The organism is Microcoleus asticus IPMA8 (assembly GCF_013179805.1).
Taxonomy (GTDB): domain Bacteria; phylum Cyanobacteriota; class Cyanobacteriia; order Cyanobacteriales; family Microcoleaceae; genus Microcoleus; species Microcoleus asticus.
On sequence record NZ_SRRZ01000030.1, the window covers coordinates 22583 to 43476 of the forward strand.

General features: G+C 45.3%; 19 protein-coding genes and 1 pseudogene. 12 read left to right on the forward strand and 8 right to left on the reverse strand.

Annotated elements, in window-relative coordinates; translation table 11 throughout:
* Positions 1–2504 (forward strand): CHAT domain-containing protein (locus E5S67_RS10475; RefSeq protein WP_216670347.1); only part of this gene is annotated, 2504 nt, incomplete at its 5' end.
* A 253-nt stretch (positions 2505–2757) separates the two neighbouring features.
* On the opposite strand, the gene E5S67_RS33270 is transcribed toward E5S67_RS10475, so the two are convergent.
* The 5 genes and pseudogenes from E5S67_RS33270 to E5S67_RS10500 form a co-directional block, all read right to left on the reverse strand.
* Positions 2758–2925 carry an exodeoxyribonuclease VII small subunit gene (locus tag E5S67_RS33270; RefSeq protein ID WP_339382827.1) on the reverse strand — a complete coding sequence of 56 codons (168 nt, stop codon included), beginning with the start codon at positions 2923–2925 and terminating at the stop codon, positions 2758–2760.
* Positions 2926–3272, reverse strand: a pseudogene (locus E5S67_RS33275) (exodeoxyribonuclease VII large subunit); the annotation flags it as partial.
* A gap of 426 nt (positions 3273–3698) precedes the next feature.
* Positions 3699–4415, reverse strand: a complete 717-nt coding sequence (locus E5S67_RS10490) for a GUN4 domain-containing protein (protein ID WP_172186979.1) — start codon at positions 4413–4415, stop codon at positions 3699–3701.
* Between the two features lie 232 nt (positions 4416–4647).
* On the reverse strand, positions 4648–5220 hold the full coding sequence (locus E5S67_RS10495; protein ID WP_172186980.1) for a hypothetical protein: 573 nt from the start codon (positions 5218–5220) through the stop codon (positions 4648–4650).
* A gap of 273 nt (positions 5221–5493) precedes the next feature.
* Positions 5494–5703 carry a hypothetical protein gene (locus tag E5S67_RS10500; RefSeq protein WP_172186981.1) on the reverse strand — a complete coding sequence of 70 codons (210 nt, stop codon included), beginning with the start codon at positions 5701–5703 and terminating at the stop codon, positions 5494–5496.
* 966 nt (positions 5704–6669) lie between these two features.
* Here E5S67_RS10500 and E5S67_RS10505 point away from each other — a divergent pair.
* The 8 genes from E5S67_RS10505 to E5S67_RS10540 all read left to right on the forward strand — a co-directional run bounded on the left by E5S67_RS10505 (position 6670) and on the right by E5S67_RS10540 (position 14875).
* Positions 6670–9309, forward strand: coding sequence for an AAA-like domain-containing protein (locus E5S67_RS10505; RefSeq protein ID WP_246276719.1), 2640 nt, complete (start codon positions 6670–6672; stop codon positions 9307–9309).
* Between the two features lie 63 nt (positions 9310–9372).
* Positions 9373–9627 (forward strand): type II toxin-antitoxin system RelN family antitoxin, encoded by a 255-nt coding sequence (locus tag E5S67_RS10510; RefSeq protein WP_172186983.1) that lies wholly within the window; start codon positions 9373–9375, stop codon positions 9625–9627.
* Between the two features lie 231 nt (positions 9628–9858).
* Positions 9859–10482, forward strand: coding sequence for a Holliday junction branch migration protein RuvA (ruvA, locus tag E5S67_RS10515; RefSeq protein WP_172186984.1), 624 nt, complete (start codon positions 9859–9861; stop codon positions 10480–10482).
* A gap of 16 nt (positions 10483–10498) precedes the next feature.
* A complete protein-coding gene (locus E5S67_RS10520; protein WP_172186985.1) occupies positions 10499–10684 on the forward strand; it encodes a CRISPR-associated endonuclease Cas2 in 186 nt (61 codons plus the stop codon).
* 1357 nt (positions 10685–12041) lie between these two features.
* The gene (gene rpsO / locus E5S67_RS10525; protein ID WP_172186986.1) at positions 12042–12311 is read left to right on the forward strand and encodes a 30S ribosomal protein S15; all 270 of its coding nucleotides are present in this window, start codon (positions 12042–12044) and stop codon (positions 12309–12311) included.
* Positions 12312–12406: 95 nt separating this feature from the next.
* Positions 12407–12880: a PAM68 family protein gene (locus tag E5S67_RS10530; protein ID WP_172186987.1), complete on the forward strand. Its 474-nt coding sequence runs from the start codon at positions 12407–12409 to the stop codon at positions 12878–12880.
* A gap of 192 nt (positions 12881–13072) precedes the next feature.
* Positions 13073–14134, forward strand: a complete 1062-nt coding sequence (gene aroF, locus E5S67_RS10535) for a 3-deoxy-7-phosphoheptulonate synthase (protein ID WP_172186988.1) — start codon at positions 13073–13075, stop codon at positions 14132–14134.
* Between the two features lie 180 nt (positions 14135–14314).
* Positions 14315–14875, forward strand: a complete 561-nt coding sequence (locus E5S67_RS10540) for a Uma2 family endonuclease (RefSeq protein WP_172186989.1) — start codon at positions 14315–14317, stop codon at positions 14873–14875.
* 154 nt (positions 14876–15029) lie between these two features.
* Here the strand turns inward: E5S67_RS10540 and E5S67_RS10545 are convergent, their stop codons facing one another.
* The gene (locus tag E5S67_RS10545) at positions 15030–15185 is read right to left on the reverse strand and encodes a hypothetical protein (protein WP_172186990.1); all 156 of its coding nucleotides are present in this window, start codon (positions 15183–15185) and stop codon (positions 15030–15032) included.
* Positions 15186–15397: 212 nt separating this feature from the next.
* Here E5S67_RS10545 and E5S67_RS10550 point away from each other — a divergent pair, with 212 nt between their 5' ends.
* From E5S67_RS10550 to E5S67_RS10560, 3 genes are read left to right on the forward strand one after another with little or no spacing between them, the layout of a single operon-like run.
* The gene (locus E5S67_RS10550) at positions 15398–16792 is read left to right on the forward strand and encodes an ATP-binding protein (RefSeq protein WP_172186991.1); all 1395 of its coding nucleotides are present in this window, start codon (positions 15398–15400) and stop codon (positions 16790–16792) included.
* An 8-nt stretch (positions 16793–16800) separates the two neighbouring features.
* Positions 16801–18006: a tetratricopeptide repeat protein gene (locus tag E5S67_RS10555; RefSeq protein WP_172186992.1), complete on the forward strand. Its 1206-nt coding sequence runs from the start codon at positions 16801–16803 to the stop codon at positions 18004–18006.
* A 24-nt stretch (positions 18007–18030) separates the two neighbouring features.
* Positions 18031–18681, forward strand: a complete 651-nt coding sequence (locus tag E5S67_RS10560; protein WP_172186993.1) for a tetratricopeptide repeat protein — start codon at positions 18031–18033, stop codon at positions 18679–18681.
* A gap of 90 nt (positions 18682–18771) precedes the next feature.
* Here E5S67_RS10560 and E5S67_RS10565 read toward each other — a convergent pair whose 3' ends face one another.
* Both E5S67_RS10565 and E5S67_RS10570 read right to left on the reverse strand, forming a co-directional pair.
* Complete coding sequence (locus E5S67_RS10565; RefSeq protein ID WP_172186994.1) at positions 18772–19491, reverse strand: DUF2786 domain-containing protein; 720 nt, start codon at positions 19489–19491, stop codon at positions 18772–18774.
* A 182-nt stretch (positions 19492–19673) separates the two neighbouring features.
* The gene (locus tag E5S67_RS10570; RefSeq protein ID WP_172186995.1) at positions 19674–20891 is read right to left on the reverse strand and encodes a DUF790 family protein; all 1218 of its coding nucleotides are present in this window, start codon (positions 20889–20891) and stop codon (positions 19674–19676) included.
* Positions 20892–20894: the final 3 nt, after the last annotated feature.

Sequence of the window (20894 nt, forward strand, 5' to 3'; positions counted from 1 at the left end):
AGGATTATCCCGAACAATGGGCATTGACTCAAAACAATTTGGGTACTGCCTATGGTGACAGAGAAGGAGTCAGGGCAAAGAATATAGAAGATGCAATCGCCTGTTTTAGGGAAGCATTAAAAGTCCGTACCCCCGAGAATTATCCCAAAGATTGGGCAGGGACTCAAAACAATTTGGGTAGTGCCTATTGTGACAGAATAGAAGGAGTCAGGGCGGCGAATTTAGAAGAGGCGATCGCCTGTTATCGGCTAGCTTTAGATGTCTATACCCGCGAGGATTATCCCGAACAATGGGCATTGACTCAAAACAATTTGGGTACTGCCTATGGTGACAGAGAAGGAGTCAGGGCAAAGAATATAGAAGAGGCGATCGCCTGTTTTCGGGAAGCATTAAAAGTCCGTACCCCCGAGAATTATCCCGAACAATGGGCAGCGACTCAAAACAATTTGGGGAATGCCTATAGTGACAGAATAGAAGGAGTCAGGGCGGCGAATATAGAAGAGGCGATCGCCTGTTTTCGCTTAGCATTAGAAATTCGCACTCCTACTGCTTTCCCTTTAGACTGCTTGCAATCAGGTAGAAACCTCGGCAATACCGCTTTCACTGCTGGTTTTTGGGATATCGCCCTGGAAGGATTCGAGAAAGCAATTCAAGCAGTAGAAAAAAGCAGAAGTTGGGCAACTTCCGATGATATCCGCCAGCAGATTTTAGCAGAATCTATAGGTGTTTACGAAAAGGCAATTCAAGCTTGCGTCAACAGCAATCAACTGGAAAAAGCCATAGAATATTGCGACAGAACCCGTGCTCAGCGGTTAGTCGATTTAATGCACAGCAATGATTTGTATGCTAGCAGCGAAATCCCGCCCACAGTGCAAAAGTATTTACAGGAATTTGAGGCGAAGCAGCGGGAAATTGACGCAGAAGTTGAACAACTCCGCAAACCTTCTGAAGGCAATAAAGAATTAGCAGGTGTGGAGAGTCAGTCGCGCAGTCGGGCAGAGTTGTTTGCTTACACGGAGAAGATTCAAGAATTGGAAGCCCAGAAACAGCGAATCTGGGAAAACATCCGCCGTTTAGATCCGGTTTTAGCGGGACAAGTTCAAGTCGATCCGATGCAGTTTGCGGCGATGCAGAAACTCATTGACAATTCGCAGACGGCGATTCTCTGTTTTTATACCACGACTGATGACACTCATGTTTTTGTGATTTACAAGGATAAAGCGCCGCAGATTCACACTTGTCACGGAGAGGGTTTGGGAAATTTTCAGAAGTGGATTCGCGAGAGTTGGTTGTCGCCTTATTTGCTGGATAGGAAAATTTGGCAACAGGGGATGGGTGAGTTTTTGTTTCAGTTGTCGCGGCGGTTAAAAGTTGATGAGTTGATTGGTAATTGTTTGGATGGGATTCAGGAATTGATTGTGATTCCGCATTTGTTTTTGCATCAGATTCCGCTGGCGGCATTGCCGATCGAACCCCCCCAACCCCCCCTTGCTAAGGGGGGGCTTAAGAATCTGGATTCTGCGCTTGCCAAGGAACAAGAATCTCTTCTTTCTCCCCCCCTTAGCAAGGGGGGGCCGGGGGGGGTTCTTAGCGATTATTTCCTGATTCGTTACGTTCCCAGTTGCAGAATTTTGGAGTATTGCAGTAAAGACGAAACCATCGACTCGCCCAAATACGGGATTGTGGAAAATGCCACTGATGATTTGTACTTCACTCCTTTTGAGTGCGAACAAATTGCCGAAATTGTGACCAAACCTGAGCGCTTAAAAGGAAGTCAACAAGCAACAGTCGCAGCCTATCGAAACCTCGCCCAAAATGTGAATGTAATCCACTCCAGCCACCACGCTGTCTCGCGTTTGGACAATCCTTTAGAATCGCGATTGTTTTTAGGAGACGGGATTATCACGTTAGGGGAATTGATGACACCTGGTTGGCGCTTGCCGCAGTTATCCGATGTCTTTATGTCCTGCTGCGAAACTAATTTAGGAGGGACGGAAATTACGGATAATCTTCTTAGTTTGGGAACGGGGTTTTTGTGTGCGGGAGCTCGGAGTGTGGTCAGCACTTTGTGGGCGGTGGATGATTTTGCTACTTCGTTGTTTTCAATTTTTTACTATCAGTATCGTCGGGAAGGTTTGAGTCGTCCAGAGGCTTTGTGGCGGGCACAGGTGAGGTTGCGGACAATTTCGGGGGCGGAGTTGAAAGAGCTTTATCAACCGCAAATCGATCCGTTGCTTCAGACAATTATTGGGAAGTTAGAGGGGGAATTGGCTGCGGTTCAACAGGAAAGGAAGGAGTTAAGATTGCGGCAGAAATCCTACAGTAAGGGGACGGATGAGTTTAAGGAGTTGGATAAGAAGTTGAAGGAAATAGTGAAGCAGGAGAATCAGATTCAGGAACGGAAGAAAGGATATGAAAGTTTGGCAAAAAATCTTTACAGTATGTCAAATCCTTTTGATAATTTGATTTATTGGTCGGGGTTTATTTGTCAGGGTTTGCATTGATTTGTGGTGTTTGATTGTGTCAAAAAACACGTTATATCATGTCCGGTGATATCGGAATTGATATTACCCACAATCAGGACACGGGACTGCCGTGTCCCTACAATTAATCGGGCAATGGTTACATAAAAAGCGAGGAAGAATTGATTGTTTTGGGGTAGGGAAACGGCATTGCCGTGTCCTCGATTCCTCAATGACACTATCGCACAAATTATCCAATAACAAATCAACATATTTCATCCACACTAATCCGAGTTTATCTCCGGTTAAAAATCTGGTTCCGCGGCCAAAAGCTCGATCGACAAATCCATAAATCCATCTGTTCCTTCCCCCGCGCCAAAAATCTTTCGCACTCCTGCAAACACTCCACAGCCACCGCAAACTGCTCGAAAACCTCCTCTAGAGGCAACTCTCCCGATTCCACCCGATCGATAATTGCTTCAAATCGATTTTGTAACAGTTGCAAATGCTCTTCTTCTGTCTGAAATCTTGCCCGCACAGCGTTTGCTAAATAGAGCATTTGCTGCTTGTTTTCAAAGTAAATATCTGCTAAAATTGGTACAGATTGAACTGCCGCCGCAGTGGGAGTGCTGGCTCGTTTATCTGCTGCTAAATCGGCGAGAGATTCGTCTCTTTGTGCCCGATGCCTGTAATAATTGAAATCGCACAATTCGCGATCGCCCTGACAACTCTCTCATCATTAAAACAAGGCAAATCTTCCGCAGAACCGCCGCCCCGCCTTAAAACGATCGCATCCGCCGTACCGTCCAATTCTACCCGGGCGATCGCGCGGGCGCTCGTTATGTGTCAATAAAAGTCGCTACAAGCTGAAAAAAAACAGTAAAAATTAGGTCATAAAATTGGGTAGTTCTTATTAGACAAACCGTTGAAATCTTTATTTAAGCGTTGGTTGCTGCCTGACAGTCCCCTCCGGAACCGTCCGCCAGCAACCAAGCGGGGGAAGGGATTTGAACGATGGGAGAAGTCTATTATAGAAAATTTCCCAACTTTCCTAAAGCCCGATCCTATGCCCTCTCTTCCTCTGTGGAACAGGAGTCCGGCCTGTGAATACCTGCACAACAGTGGAACAGGGGGGACGCGTGTGAATCCCTGTGGTTAAATCCAACACTCCCTCACCAACAAATGTGGCGCCGAACATCCAGCCCGCCCCACATTCTCCAAAAGGCGCCAAACCATTCACTTCACCCAAGCCGGATGAGCCATCAAAGCCGAAAACGGCTGCACTCCCCGCAACTGATTCGACAGCGGCAAATGACCCCTAGGCGCGCTCAAATCCCAAATAAATTCTTGCGGATACCGCGTCCAATTATTTCCCTTCTTCCAGCCAATTAGCGGCCACAACTTATCCCAATTCTTGCCCGAACTCAGCCAAATTTCCCGCTGCACCGAAAAGCCAAATTTGCCTTCGGAATGAACTTTCCACAGCGTATTAATTGTTTGCAAATCCGCCACGGGCAAACTCTCAACTTGCGTAAAATACAGCCACTTTCTCTGCAAAGCTGTATCACCCGCCAATTCACAAAGCTTGTCTAAAGTTAAGCGATCGGCTTCTTGAAATTCCTGTAATGCCAATAATTGTTGCAGGGGAGTGTAATCAATGTTAGAGTCCGATCGCAGCGGCACGAGCCCAGTCGGAAAATTCGCTTGCAAAAACTCCGCCGCTCTCGGAGAATTAGCACTGTAAAGAATTTGGTAAGCCTTACCCATTACCGCAGTCGGTGCCTCTGACTTGCGCTCTAATAAAAATTCCATCAATACATCCCAACCGGAATCTGCTATTTGTTGTTGCAGCAGTTGCAGTTGAGCTTTTTCCGAACCCGACCTCAACTGAGAGCGGAGTTCGGCTGTATCGGCTGCCGAGTCTAGAGGAGAAGTTGAAATCGAGTCAGTCATGAGAAACTATCAGCTATCAGCTATCAGCTATCAGCTATTAGCTGAAGCCCTGGTTTTCCCCCATTGTACAATGGTACTGACTCCGATTCACTTCTCTGTACTCGGATGCCTGCGCGCAATGCCGGCTAGTTAAGCCTCACGCCCGCACACTCTTGGCCAATGGCAGCAATCGCAAATAAGTCTACCATCTAAAATTTACGATCGATGCCATGTCAAAGAGTTTGTCTTGAAGCTAGTCGTCCACGATCGAAACCCATGCAGAGAACGAAGGCGGAAAAAAGTTTATGTCATATTCCGAGTCTTCCCACTCTTTGACCCAAAGCGGCACGGCGCCGGGGCGAGGAGTTGGAGCAAACGTGCGTTCTTTGACTTCGATCGAGTGAAATAGCTGTTTTAAAGTATCTCCCCGATCCAAAGCTTCGCTGAGGATGTCGTCCAAGTCAGGATCGACCCGTTTGACCCGGTTCTTGTCCTCCTCAAGCCACAGAAGTTTCAAAGACTTCAGATCCCTCGGACTGAGGATGCTCTTGTAGTAAACGCGCTTGAGGGTCGCTACGGGCTCCAACGAGCGTTCGATCCGGCGGATTTGCTGAACTCGCAGGTAGTGCCATTCCGCTAAACGCTTGCTTTCCGAAGGCGGGAGGGTTCCCTTCCCGGCTGCGTGTTTGTAGTCGTATTTAATCAAACTGCAAGCCATATTGGCTAGCAGGTGAATCAACTGTTTTTCTTTGGGTGTCGCCTGACGCCGTTCCTGGGTTCTTGTCAATACGCGCTGTCTGCGGGTAGTTTCGAGAGTATTTTCCATTGGGTTTTTACGAGATGAAATACGATTTTGCCAGATCCGAATCCCGAACATCAGAAGGTAAGGAAGTTTATAGGCGGGGAAACTGCACCGACAGACTTGCCTTACCTGTTTATTTTCCCATCCACGGTTCTCAGAAACTGACCCCCACTGGGATTAGGTAGACTGATTATTGGGATCGAGTTTTAACCGCCTCGATCCGAGGCGGTTGCGACAACAAACGCCACCACAACCACAACCACAACCGCACAACAGCGAATCACACTATAGCGCCAATTATTTCCTGCCTTTACCCGTTTTTACCTCTTCTTGCTCCCCATCCTCATTCGTTCCAGTGTAGTTAAAGTCGGGACGACTCTCCCAAGCCGTCAAACTGCTGGTTGATGAAGGTTGTGGGGCGATCGCAGAAGCGCTGGCGCTGCCTGCCTCGAAAAAGCCGAAGCCAGCCGAGGCAATTACCCCTAATACTAAGATGCTGTTTTTCATGTTCGATGACCCTGATTTTCGTAGATTGACACTTTTTGGCTAACCCGATCTGTCAGAAATGGGTTGATGCAATAACCCACTTGTCTTCTGATAAATCTGCCTGCCATAATCAATTCAGACAGGCACACCCGCTGCGATCGGAAACGCCGGAAGTGACGTGTTACTAACGTCCACGATCATCTACCAACCCGAATCTTTTGGGTAGTGGAGCGAAAGCCATCAGGGCGCCGATCCATCAGGGAGTTATGCCATCAGGGTGCTAATCCATCGGGTAGTTAAGCCATCAGGGCGCATCTTCTACAATTAGCCACAGACTTAACTTTTATAGTTGAGCGAGTGGTTTGCCGGGTTCTGACAACGCCTTTAAGAATTAAACTTTTTGTGGATTTATCCTGAAAAGTTTGTTCTTAGGAATCCCCGAACGCGAAAGCCCGGGGAAAGTCAGCAGCATGGAATTCCATGCAATCTAAGTCAACTAAAAAAAACGCAGATTAACGATATCTCCCACTCAAGCAGTCCTCAGCAAAACGCTGGGGTTTTTTATTGGCAGCCTTGCTCAGCGTTTTGATCCGGCATCCGGCAGGCGGATCTGAAGGCAGAAGGTTGACGGCGCTGCGGTTATGAGTTTCCCTGGCAACATCATACCACCGAGTGATTTTTAAAGTATTATTGTAAAAAAATGTGAAAAAAAGGGCATTTTAGCGTTTTCAATCCGATCGGGTGAAAATTCATCAATTATGTGAACGAGCGTAAAGAATCAATTGCCGGGGTAAAATTCAGCCGATCGTAGGATTTGCGGCAAACGCTTGCAAAGATACGGTAAAGATTGACCAGGAGAAAGCTGAGCTAGTAGATAATAGAGAAAGAGGAACAAAAATTTTAAACAATATTAAGCTGGCAATAATTGGAATTTTGTAACCTTTCGATCACACAGCATAGGGGCGTAGCATCTTGATGAATTCCCAGATGACAGCAGAAGTCAACTCCACCTACCAATATCAAGTCGGAGGATATTTGCCTGCCGGTGCGCCCACCTATGTCAGGCGATCTGCCGACAGCGAACTCTACGAAGGGCTCAAAGCCGGAGACTTCTGCTACGTGTTGAGTTCGCCACAAATGGGCAAGTCCAGCCTGCTAGTGCAAACGGCCAAAATGTTGCAAGCAGAAGGTACAGCTTTTGCCGCCGTCAACTTGAGAAGCATCAGCAGCCCAAATATCTCCCCCCAAAAGTGGTATGCCGCAATCATGTACCGCATGGCAAGCAGTTTGCACCTCACAAACAGGTTTGATGCCATCAAGTGGTGGAACGATCGCGAACTGCTATCGCCGGTGCAGCGATTGGAGATATTTATCGAAAAAGTTTTGCTCAAGTCACTTCAGCAAAATCTGGTAATTTTCATAGATGACATTGACAGCATCAGCAGCCTAAATTTCAGTACCAGTGATTTTTTTGCTTTGATCCGGGCTTGTTACTCCAAGCGGGCAGAGCAACCGGAATACGATCGCCTGACTTTTGCTGTTATGGGAGTAGTAGCCCCCTCAGCATTGATCCGAGATCCAAGCTGCAACCCTTTTAATATTGGACGGCAGATTCATTTAAGTCGATTCCAACTGCACGAAAGTTTGCCGCTAGCAAAAGGATTGGCTCTCAAAGCTTTTCGCCCCCAAAAAGTGCTCCAAGAAATATTAGCTTGGACGGGCGGGCAACCGTTTCTAACTCAAAAAGTTTGCCAGTTGGTACTTGAATACGGGCCTTTTATTGGCAGAAATTCCGAAGCTCATCAGGTTGAAAAACTGGTCAAACACAGAATTATTAAAAATTGGGAAGAAGAAGACGAACCCCAACATTTGACACCAATTCGCGATCGCATTTTCCACAGCCACTGCGACCTCACACGGCTGTTAACGCTGTACCAGCAAATTTTGCAACCGCCCCAGCCAACAAAACCGGGGGAATCGCAGGGAGTACCAGCAGATTACTCTCCCGAAAAAATCGAATTGCAACTGTCAGGACTGGTTGTTAAATCTCACGGTAAATTAATAGTTGCCAACCTAATTTATCAGTCAGTTTTTAATCGTTTCTGGGTAGAAAAAGAGCTTGGAAAATTGGCTCCGTACCGCTCCGCGCTAGCAGCATGGCTGGCTTCTGACCGCGAAGATGAATCGCTGTTATTGACAGGGGAAAGTTTGCAGTCAGCTTTGGATTGGGCTGCGAACAAACAATTAAGCCAAGAACACTATTGGTTCTTGAATCCCGATCGAACTTTTGAAGAAAAACCGACAGTCGTTGTCGCACAAGTTGCAGACAGCAGCGCAGACACCGATGCAGGCAGCAGCATCCTCACCCCGCCCTCAGAGAGTGTTCCAACTGGCAGCAACGAACAGAGATTGTACGATCACATCGTCTCCTGCGTGGAAACGGAATCCCCCGCACAGGTGATCGAACGGTTCCGAAAGCTATTTATCGACGGCATGGGCTATCCCGATCGAGAGATTGAAGCAACTTTGTACAGTATAGTCTCAGTCAAGCGAGCAAATTACGACTTTAAATATATCCTCCACCGCTGCTGCTACATCCCGATTAACCGCTGGCAATTGCATTCCCAAAACCACTTGGCTATCGCAAAGTTGGTAGCTTTATTTAAGCAGACTTCTCCCAGATTCGGGATGGAATTTTACATAGTCAAGCGCTTGCAAGAACAAATAGCTTTCTTTACTCAAAGTGAAGAATTCCAGACCATAGAGCGCTTAGTAAAAGCCTTAGATAGAGAGGCGGAACAGCAGAAACAAGATACAGATTCTCCTTTGGGCGAATTGATCTGTCGGTATCCTTATTTGTACGGCCATTCTCTACTGAGCAAGGACAGCATTGAGGAAGACCAACAAACTATCAAAAAACTGGCATTTCAAAGACAGCGACAATTTGAAATACATTTGTCTCAATATTTAAATTATTTGGTTGAGCCGAGAAATACAGAAATAGGCATTGTGCAGCGGGCAGCTAATCCCACACTTTTGAACGATGCAGAACTGCACTTAGCGGTCAGAGAATTTGCGGGAAAAGTAGTAGCAGGCGATCGCAGCTACAAAGAAGCGGCTCAATTTTTCCTGAGAGATTCCAGAAAAACTCCATCTTACGGTTCATTTAAAGTGGATTTATATGAATATTTAATATCGTCGGTCGAACCAGAATACGGCGGGCGTCAATTTAATGACCGTTTGTACAAGCAAATCAAAAATACATTGCGAGAAAATGACTCGGTTAAATTCAATAATATATTGTTAGTTCGGACTTGCCACCAGTTGTTCAACTTCTTAGTAGTGGAAAATTCCCAACATCCCAGCCACTACGTTTTTTACGACTTGGTGTACAACCTCGGCGCCAGCAGGACTATGGGTTTAATGTTCAAACTCGTTCTACTTTCGGGCAAAGTTAAACCAGAGTTGGAAAAGCGATTTTCTATTTTGTTTAATCACTATGAAGGTAAAGCTTCTAATGAAATTATGTGGTTTGTCAAATCGTTGGAAAATTTCAATGTGGCTTTGGTTGTGAATTTTGGCAAGACGGATTTGTCTTTGGTTAAACATCATCTTATTTTGAATTAAAAAAAAACTCCCTGGTGCAGGGTTATATAATAGTATTAATTTCAAAAAATCAAGGTAAAACACATGAAAGCCTTTGAAGTCACAGGAACGATCGACGAAAAAGGTCAATTATTGCTCGCTCGACCTTTAACACTAGACACTCCGGGCCCCGTGCGAATTATCGTCCTTCTTCCCGAACCTACAGATGAAGCTGAAGACGACCCCGACGATACTCCAGTTGAAGAAGTAAAAGCTAGTCTCAAAAGAGCGTTGCAGGAAGCTAAAACCGGACAAACGAGATTAATCTCGGAACTGTGGGAGAGAATCGATCGATTTTAGATTTTAGATTTTAGATTTTAGATTTTAGATTTTAGATGAGCGCATAATTTATCAAGTAGAATCAGCGTCGATCGTACTTTTGTGAACCATTTACTCAAAATCCGTGAAGCGAAGCTATCTTCCCGTAGGGGTTCCCGAAGGGCAGGGAATCGAACAGATATCAGCCTCAACGAAATCCGCAGCCTCGTCGCCGAGTTTGATGAAAACGAATAGCGGTGTATTATAAACTCTATGATTAGCTATCTCAAAGGCACAGTCGCCGATATCGCCAAAGGCAGCAACCGCGTCATCTTGACTCTCGAAGTCAATCAAATTGGCTATGAAATCCAAATTTTGCCCCGCGTGACCGGTCAATTGCCAGCCTCCGGCGAAGTCGCCCAAATATTTACCCACCAGCAAGTTAAGGAAGACCAAATCGTATTGTACGGTTTTGGCAGCGCGGCAGAACGCGATTTGTTTCGGCAGTTGACGAGTGTCAGCGGTGTCGGTGCTCAACTGGCGATCGCACTTCTCGATACTTTAGGATTGCAAGATTTAGTCCAGGCGATCGTCGGCGGTAACACCCGCATCCTCGCCAAAACTCCGGGCGTGGGTACAAAAACCGCAGAACGTCTTGCCCTCGAACTCAAAAGCAAACTCTCGGAATGGCGACAGCAAGCAGGTTTGACAACTTCAGTCGCCGCCGGAGTCCCCCCAGCTATTCAAGAAGAAGTCGAGATGATCCTGCTGGCGATGGGATACACTGCGGCTGAAGTCTTGCAAGCGCTGCAAACCCTCAGTCAAGACAGCACTTTGTGCGCAAAAGGTAATGCCGATGATTGGATACGTGAGGCTATCGCCTATTTGAGCCGATAGTTTTCTGCTTAATACTATGGTTTTTGAGTGTGCCCTGTCTCAGCGTCAGTTTGAGGAGTTTCGCACTCGCCTGCGGGGACGGGTCAATTTGGATGAAGATAACATCCGTTTTTATGCCTTGTCAACGCGGGCGATCGGGCAGGTAGAAACTTGGGGTTCTGGCCCGTCGGTGACTCAAGCGCCAACTTCGATCGTTGTCTGAAAGTGTTTTTTTTGACACTTGACAGCCATAGAAATCTAGGTTAACATCACGCCATTGCTAAATTGTGATTGTAAATTACACAAGCCAATACAAACTTGTCGTGTTAATTACTATCTAAATAAACAGCACCAGTACCTAGAAAATTAAATAGATTAGAGCAGTGTTTTAGCGCTTCAATCATTTAGATGTGCGATCTCCTCGCTAAATGGCTGAAACACCGATTCTCTGGTGGAGGCAGCCGTTTTCTTGTTCAGTAAGGGTTTCATCGATTTTTGGGAGCTGATTTTCGGCTCTAAGTGAGTTCAGCATCAGAGGCGATCGGAAACGGCTTCTGGAGCCTTTACTGGGCACGGCTTTCACAACGAGGGGCCGCAATTCACTTTTCCCCGCAAGGGGATTGAAACACCCCACACCCCATCATCAGGAGGAGGAAGTTATACCCGAAGTCGCAATTCACTTTTCCCCGCAAGGGGATTGAAACCCCATTACTTGATTAGCTGCGTAGGAAGTAGTTCCTAGTCGCAATTCACTTTTCCCCGCAAGGGGATTGAAACGCAAGTTGCAACAATACCTGGCTGGACGCATAACAAAGTCGCAATTCACTTTTCCCCGCAAGGGGATTGAAACATTATGACGTAAGTTTGACCAGTAGGAGCTTCTGTTAGAAGTCGCAATTCACTTTTCCCCGCAAGGGGATTGAAACATCATTAAATCATTAATAACAAATCCTTCAAGTATACTCACAATTCACTTTTCCCCGCAAGGGGATTGAAACACTTCTTTATGTTCTTTTTGTACACCATCTTTAGTTCTGTCGCAATTCAATTTTCCCCGTAAGGGGATTGAAACCTATTGATTCTGTCAATACACTGGTGTTTGTTTCTTAAAATCGCAATTCACTTTTCCCCGCAAGGGGATTGAAACTGGCCGGCTGTAATCTCGGTACAGAATTGTTGCCAATGTGTCCCAATTCACTTTTCCCCGCAAGGGGATTGAAACTCACATCTGCCTGAGTTAGAGGATTTAGCGCACTTAGAGTCGCAATTTATTTGTCCCCGCAAGGGGATTGAAACTGGAAGTTGTCGGTTGTCCAATCTTCAACAGCTCCAGTTGCAATTTACTTTTCCCAGCAATGGGATTAATATCAATTCCGGCTGTGCCGGAATGATGAGGAGACGGCAGTGCCGTTTCCCTACCCCGATCGATTGTAGGGACACGGCACTGCCGTCTCCTCCGTTTATATCTCGGTTTGCGAACTCTTGCAGCAAAAATTTCATCCCGCACGCTGCACCCTTGTCGATCACCTGTGATATCATTGGAGATTGTGACATCGTACAAAAAAACATAAAATCAATTCATGCCACTTACACAACAGCGCAAACTAGAAATCATGGGCGATTACCAAACCCATGAAACCGATACCGGCTCAGCAGATGTCCAAGTCGCCATGCTGACCGATCGCATCACCAAACTCAGCGCCCACCTGAAAATCAACCAAAAAGACTTCGCCTCCCGGCGCGGTTTGATGATGATGATCAGCCGCCGCAAGCGCCTGCTGGCCTACATCCAAAAGCAAAATGCCGATCGCTACAAAGCATTGATTGCCCGTCTAGGCATTCGCGGCTAAACACCAAAGCCAAAATTTGCGACAATATTCTTTAATCTTGGACAAACACCAAGACTTATTGAAAAATGTTCGAGATTTCAGGTTAGAGATAAAATATGTCCTCCGAACCACCCCGCCAGCGCTTGCCCTTTGAACCGGCAACAAATCGTAAAAAAACGCCTAAAAAGCCCCCAGAACCACAAGCAAACGCAGCCTTAGAGTCTGATTCTGCCCAGAAGCAGCCCAAAGCTAACAAAACCGGAAAACAGGCGCAATCCATCCCAGAAGCAGTTAGCAAACGCATGATATCCCGCATAGCGGTATTCTGCGGCATACCGACCCTCCTGGGAATTTCCACATTTTTTGTAAGCTATTTGGTAGTCAGCAACGGCTTGTTTGACCTGCCCAACACAGCAGTATTACTGGTAAGCATGGGCTGTTTTGGTCTAGGGGTTCTGGGATTGAGTTACGGAGTCCTCTCGGCTTCCTGGGATGAAGAAGTTTCAGGAAGCACTCTGGGGTGGGAAGAATTTAATACCAATTTTGGCAGGATGCGAGAAGCGTGGCGCGCCGCCAAGCCAAAAAGTTAGTCATTAGTCATTAGCTAAAAACTAAGCTGTTAACCATCTAGAGTTTGTCCTTGGGGAGGGAACAAGAACCCGCCCCACAACATTGCTAATAATACTGATATAAATAGATTCTCGATCACCCATTGCATCTATTTTTCTCAGTGCATCCGTGTCATAATCCGTGTCTAGCCCAACAGAAAAGGCAAAAAAAATATGATTATTGTAATGAAAGCCGGCACTCCAGAAGCCGAGATCGATCGACTAGACGAAGACCTCCGCACTACATGGGGTTTGATCCCAGAAAAAATAGTCGGCCGTTACAAAACCGTCATGGGTTTGGTAGGCGATACCGTCGATCTCGAACCTCTGCAACTGCGCGAAATGAGCACCTGGATTGAAGAAGTGCTGCGCGTGGAAAAACCCTACAAGCGCGCTTCTCTGGAGTACCGCCAAGGAGAACCCAGCGCAGTAAAAGTTTCTACTCCTTTAGGAACTGTGACGATCGGCCTAAATCACCCGATCGCGATCGTAGCAGGCCCTTGCTCGGTCGAAAACGAAGAAATGATTGTCGAAACGGCAATGCGCGTCAAAGCTGCTGGAGCTCATTTTCTGCGCGGTGGCGCGTACAAACCGAGAACTTCCCCCTATGCTTTCCAAGGCCACGGCGAGAGTGCTTTGGGATTGCTAGCTGCGGCCCGGGAAGCTAGCGGTTTGGGAATTATCACAGAAGTTATGGATGCGGCCGACTTAAGTGCGATCGTAGAAGTAGCCGACGTAATCCAAGTCGGGGCGAGAAATATGCAGAATTTCTCACTGTTGAAGAAAGTCGGAGCTCAAGACAAACCCGTTTTGCTGAAGCGCGGCATCTCCGCCACCATTGAAGAATGGTTGATGGCTGCTGAGTATATCATGGCTTCTGGCAATCCGAACGTGATTTTGTGCGAGCGCGGAATTCGCGGGTATGACAGGCAGTATACGCGCAATACGCTAGATTTGTCCGCAGTACCAGTATTGCGAACCCTGACTCACTTACCGGTGATGGTTGACCCCAGTCACGGCACCGGTTGGGCGCAGTTTGTACCGTCAATGGCGTTTGCTTCGATCGCCTCTGGTACTGATTCGCTGATGATTGAAGTGCACCCGAATCCCAAAAAAGCTTTGTCTGACGGGCCGCAATCTTTAACACCGGATCAGTTCGACAAGTTGATGGAAGAATTGGCGGTAATTGGTAAAGTCATGGGACGTTGGCCGCAGCCCGTGCCAGTTTTGGCATAAAAACAGGCGAAACGTCTAACCTAAAATGCGATCGCGGTTAAATCCCCGATTTCTTTAAGAAGTCGGGGATTTTGTTATTCTGTTTTTGGAATAGAGGCTGAGGGGCGATCGTACTTCTAGGAAAGTTGGGAAATTTTGTATAATTGATATTTGAGTTAATTAGCGAGAGGGCTGGGAGTCATGGTAGGCATCGGAACCAAACTCACTTTAGCAGAATTTCTAGCTTTGCCCGACGGAGATGTATATTGTGAGTTTGTAGATGGTGAAGCAGTTCCTAAAGTGTCTCCAAAATTTTTTCATTCCAGTTTACAGGGAGCTTTGTGTCGCCTGATTCGTGTATGGTGTAAAGGACGCGGGCGAGTGCTTCCAGAATGGGCAATTTTGTTAAAACGTCAGGATAAAGATTGGGCACCTGTTCCCGATTTAACGTACATTTCTTATGAACGTCTGCCGAAAAGTTGGCGGCGAAATGAAGCTTGTCCTGCAATTCCTGAACTGGTGATTGAGATTATATCGCCCGATCAAAGTATGAAGGAATTTGAAGAGAAGGCGAAAGATTATTTGGCGGCGGGCGTTCCGCGAGTTTGGGTGATAGATCCAGAGGCTATTTTAATAAAAAGTTTTTTGACAGATGGTTCTAGTCAAGTTTATACGGATAATACAGTAATTTTGGATGAGTTGCTGCCTGGTTTGGAGTTGACGACTAGACAGATTTTTGAAGAAGCGGAATTGATTGATTGATTGATTGAGGGCGATCGCTCTTTTGTTTCTATGCAACAAAAAGGTCGCATTCCCTAAGCAGGAAACGCGACAAATTTTATTGATGGCAACTTCTTGGGCTGATAGCGGTTTCCAGAAACCACATATATTTTTATATGAGTAAAACAGAGTTTTTTCACACCAGCTTAAAGAATTCTTGCAACTCCAGTAGTGCGCGAATTTTTAGGCGTGATTTTTCTGCTTGTTCGATGCTGTGGGAGGGTTCAGAGAGTAATTTTTGAAGTTGTGCGCTCACTTCATCAGCCAATGTCAATTGTTTGTAGTCCTGCATTTTTTTTAATCCATAGTGGAGGTGAGAATTGGGAATAAGTCGATATCGCCTAACTTGCTTCCCATCTCTATATTCCTTGAACAGCAAAGGCTTGACGGCTCTATTTCAACGCACTTCTGGCGCTGTATCCAAAAGTGAGCCAAAATTGAGCCGCGCCACAAATTGGCAGATGTTATAAGTTAAATATGGTTACTGAAGGTTAAAAAATCAGCATGGCAGCTAGTCTAAGAGCATCGGAATCTGGTTTGGAAATAGTCGATCGGGCAAGGCGAAAAAAAGGTTTGAACAAAAAAGCTTCTCGCTGGTGGGGTGAGGCGAAAACTTCAGAATCAGTTTTAAACCGATTTTGGCGGCGGATTCCTATTGGGCAGGATGCTTTTGTCAATATTTGCAAGGCTGTAGAAGTGGATAACTGGGAAGATATTGTTGATGATAGTCCCTTGTCTCAGACAGATTCGAGAGCAGAGTTTTTTGCTTGTGACGATGCTTGGGTTGGTCGAAAAGACCTGATTAGTCAACTCGCCCCGAAGGTTCAGGGTTCGTGTCGCCTGTTAATTCTTCTGGGCATCGCGGGAATTGGTAAAACGGCTTTAGCTGAAAGATTGGCGGTGGAGTTGCAAGACGACGATCGTAAGTTTCATCAAGAGAATTTAGAAAATCAACAGCAACCTTCTGATTTTGCTAGTGTGGCGATTCGATGGTTGGAAAAGTGGGGAGAACGCATTACGCCAGATGACCGCAAAGATACACAGCGGTTGCTGAATCGATTGGTCAAGCGATTGCGAGAAAATCGGTATTTGGTTGTGATAGATTCTCTGGAACTGATTTTAAAAGGAAATGAAGAAACAGGCTGGAATGGTTTTCAGGATGAGTTGTGGGCAAAATTTTTTGAAACTTTTTTGGCAGTAGAATCTTTCCAAAGTCGTATCATCGTAACATCGCAGGATTTGCCAGAGCAGATTCCGGCCCGTTATAAAAATTTCTGGTATCGCCAAGAATTGAGGGGACTGACACCATCAGAACAGTTAGCCTTGTTCGATAAAACTGGACTAGAGGTTGATATAGATTCACCAAACAAACCCTATTTAGAACGAATCGGCGCTGTTTATGAGGGGCATCCTTTGGCTTTGCGGGTGATTGCTGGGGAAATTGGCAGTCAGCCTTTTGATGGCAACGTGGCAGGTTATTGGAATAAATACGGGCATGAAATTGAAGAAGTGGAGAAGGCAATTGAGGAAGCTAAGACCAAAGGAATAACCTCATCAGCAGATGACGACTGGCGACTGGATCGATATACTCGCGAATTGCGAAAAAATGTGCGATTCCGGCTGGAAAAGACGTTTGAGAGATTAAAAAAAGATGTTTTGAATGCCTATAGATTGCTTTGCGAAGCTTCTGCGTATCGCTGTGCCGTACCGGAGGAGTTTTGGCTGAGTCATTTGGAAGATTGGGATTGTGATGAGGAGAAGCAAGAGTTAGCTTTGGAGGCGTTGCGCGATCGCTTTTTGGTAGAAGAAGAATTAATTGACGATGAGATACACTTGCGACAGCACAATTTAATTCGCAGCGTAGCATTAGAGCATTTGAAAAATTTGACGGGGAGGTAGTGGACAATATGAAGAGTGATTTTGCTGAATTTGATTTTAAAAGTCAAAATGGTTTGGATGTTGACATCACGCCACCAGGAGAGTGGATGCTGGCTAATCTGGGAATTGATCTAGCAGCACCGGAGTTTAGGGAACTGCCCCCTTGTAAACGCGCTCAGTACAGAGCGGTTAAAAATTGGCTGACGAAGTACAAACCGAAGCCGGAGGCTTCCAATCTTGAGAAAGTTCGGGGATACTTGGAAGCATTTCACCATCTCTGCGAAGTGGAAGACTGGGAAAGAGCAAGTCAAATCCTTTTTACTCATTTAAAAACACCAACAAATCAAGCTTTACACAATCAACTGGGTCATTGGGGATACTATTTAGAACAAATTGAAATTTATAGCCGCATTTTACATAAAGTCGCGACACGCACTTCTAGTTTTTTAAATGGTTTGGGGAATGCGAATCAAGCTTTAGGAAAGTATGAAGTAGCGATTGAATACCATGATAAAGTCTTGATTATTGCACAGGAAACTCAAGACCGCAGTCTAGAAGGGATAGTTTTGGGAAATCTAGGAAATACTTATTTATCTCAAAGAAAGTTTTCTAAAACAATGAAGTGCTATCAGGATAGTTTAGCTCTTGCACGGCAAATCCCAGACCGTCGCATGGAAGGCACGGCATTAACAAATTTGGGCGGTTTTTACCATATCCAGGGTAACTCTACTCAAGCAATAGAGTATTTAAAGCAAGGTTTACTCATTGCACACGAAATTTCCGATCGCCAACTTGAAGGAGCAGCATTAGGAGGTTTAGGAGTGGTTTACCGCTCTCGTAAAGAATATGCTACAGCTATGCAATGCCTACTGGAAAGCATGAATATAATGCAAGACATTCAATACAGTAAAGGTGTGGAAAAGTCTTTTATGAATGTGGGTGCAGGTTACCGCCGTCTCAAAGATTATACTAATGCGGTTGAGTGTCACAATCAGCATTTATCAAAAGCAAAAGAAAGACAAGACCCATTGGGTCAGAGACAGGCACTAGCAGATTTGGGATGGATTTATTACCTACAAGGGGATTACGATCGAGCCATTAATTTTTACCAGGCAAGTTTGAGCATTGTGCGACAAATAAAAAGCGACATTGAAGGAGAGTTTTTGGTCTTGTTTGGTCTGGGAACAACTTATGTAGCTTCAAAAGATTATGTCAAAGCAATTGAGTGCTATTAGCAGGCTTTACCAATTGTGCGACAGATGGGCAACCAGGGAGAAATAGCTGTATTATTGGGTATTGCAGAAGCTTATAAGGAACTAAAAAGCTATCCTAAAGCTATAGAGTATTATCAGCTAATATTAATTTTTCTAAGTGAAGTCAATAACAGTGAAGCCGAAATTTTGGCTCTGGTTAGTGTGGGAGGTATTTACTCTAAGCAAGAAGATTACATAAAAGCAAAAAGTTGTTACGAGCAAATTATATTATTGGCACAAACAACAGGGACTCGTGACATGGAAATGGTAGCATTGGCTCGTTTAGCCTCTACCAATTTAAAACTAGGATACAAACCACAAGCTATTGAGTTATACGAGCAGACATTATCAATAGCCAAGGAACTTGGGGAATATAAACGAGAGATAGCAATACTGATTAAATTGGTTTTTTTGTATTTAGAACAGCAAAGATATTCCAAGTTATTTAAATCTTTAATTCGACTGTCATTTAAACATTGGTTGGTTATACCAATATTTATTGGATTATTATTTGCCTTAGCCTTAATAGGAATATTATCTGTTATTTTATCAGTGATAATTTGGGGAGTGGCTGCACTTTTCCTCAGCGTAATTGTTACATTTATCTTGTGGCAAGTTTTCAAAACTCTTAAGAAGAGTCAGGATCAAGGTGCATGATACTCCACTTTTCAGTACACAAACTGACCTACTTTGTAATTTGCTTTAATTTTACCCCTGTTTGATTATCCATCAATTACTATCAAGAACTCAAAGACATTCATTCAGTTGTTTCATATCCCCTTGCTGCTGCACTTGCTTGTGCAAACTAATTTTGTCGCCCACTTCATACCCCGAATTAAAACCCGCCTCGCTGCTGACTTGAGAATCTGTTCTCGTTCTAATTTTAACCCCTCGGCCCTCTAGATAATCCGCGATCGCCTGTTGATTTTTCTCAAACATCGATCGCACTACAATCCCTGGAGTCGCCGCCACATCCCCGGAACCGGGAATCCCCGACTCTTCCATCTCCTGTTTTTGTTCCAACAATCTTTGTCTCAACCTTGTCGCGCATCCAACCCGAAAAGCATTCAGATACGCCAATCCCCTCCCATTTCCTTTGCGGTACTTCGCTCTTTTTTCAATCGCGGAACTCAAATACTCGTAAAGATGTTTGCAAACAATCAGGTTTGTAGAAGTTCCCACCAAAAACATACTGCCATTATAAGTGTTTCGCATGGCATTGCAACCGTTAGCGTCGGCAATTCCCGACAGCAGCATCATTTTCCAAGTAACAAATTTTGATGTTGTTTCAACTGAGTTTTCGTCAATCTCTTCTTGGTGATTTGGCCCTAAATCCGCGAGGCTGAGATTGTACTGTGCAAGTAACAGGGAAGCTTTTTCTGCCGCAGCAGTCGATTCGTTTTCATTGGATGAGGTGGCGAGGGCTAAAAGCTTTTTGATTCTTTCAACAATACTTGTGTCTGGCATTTTTCAATCGATTTTAGGGTGAGAGTACGCGGTGGCAAAGATTTGGGTAAATTCCCATTTTAGTATAGCGTGCAATGTGCGATGTTTTTTGAGGATAATTTAATTTATATAATAGGCTTTTTTTGAACCGCAGAGGGCGCAGAGAGAGAAAGAAATAAGTTCGCAACTGATACGCGGATTAGTTACTCTTCGAGGACTTCCAGGACTGATTTGGGCAACAATTTATCTTTAAACCAAACTACTTTTGCTGGCACATCATTTACATTCACCCCGGCTTTTTCTAAATTCAGCCGTTCGGAAATAGCTAAAATCAAGTGATCGCATTCAGACTTCTGTACTTGTGCAAATTTCTTTTGCAAATACTCCGGCCGCCAATAGCCAACTATTTCTAATAAAAACACTCGCCCGTCGGGATGCACCAACCGAAAGTCGGGAATCATCACACTACCTGGAATCGGAATTAAATCAACTTCTCGCTCTAGTTGCCACTCGGTTTTTGTGGAATTCCATCTTTCAGCAAATGCGGCTTCTAACATACTATCATAAGGCTTGCCAGGGGGATAGTGGCTGACTAAACCGCAGTCGGAATTTAGGGTAAATTTACCTGTTTTCAAAACGCCGCTAAAAGGATCTTTTGTGTGCAGTGTCGAGTGCATACTCCATTTGGTGACGTGCAGCAGTGCCGGCAGCATTTTCGCGAGGGCTAAACCGTAGCGGGTGCTGGGTTTGAATAAGCTTGTAGGCCCATCTATTGTCAGTGTAAAACCGTGGTCTGCATCGCCTTCGATATAAGTCATTAATTGAAAGAGTTTCAGATAGCGAAATAAGAGTTTGTATTCTCCTGGATCGTTGCGGTGGGCGGTTAATTGGACTTGACTTGCTCGGTAAAATATGCCTTGAACTTGAGAAAGATTGTATTTGTGAAGCAAGTTTTCGGGTGTTGGTGCATTAAACTCAGTGAGGATTTTGTTTTCGTTTAAATCGGCGTATAAACCTGTAGTGATTTCGTGAGGCAAAACTTCTCTGTTTAAGTCTTGGCTGAGCTCAGTTGCTACTTTTTCCAGGGTTAATTGGGTGGATTGAGGGCTGGGAGTCGATCGCGCGGACAAGGCAAAAACCCGCTGTCTCAACTCTGAGGGTTCTAGGGGACTGATGACTTCTAAGGTGCAGAAACCGCCTTTCAGCAGGTGCGCTAATCCCCGTTTCAGCCGATAATCCGGGCTGTCGCCTTCTAATTCTAGCAAGCGTCCGTCGAGCTCGCCTTGGGTTTTGCCGATCGACTCTTGGAAGCAGTTTATCGTTTCTGTAGCTGCATCTATGTTTTTAGCATCTATCTTGAGGCGTAGCGGGATGATTGATTCCCCGTTTTGGCGGTGACTTAATAAATCAGTGGGTAACATAAG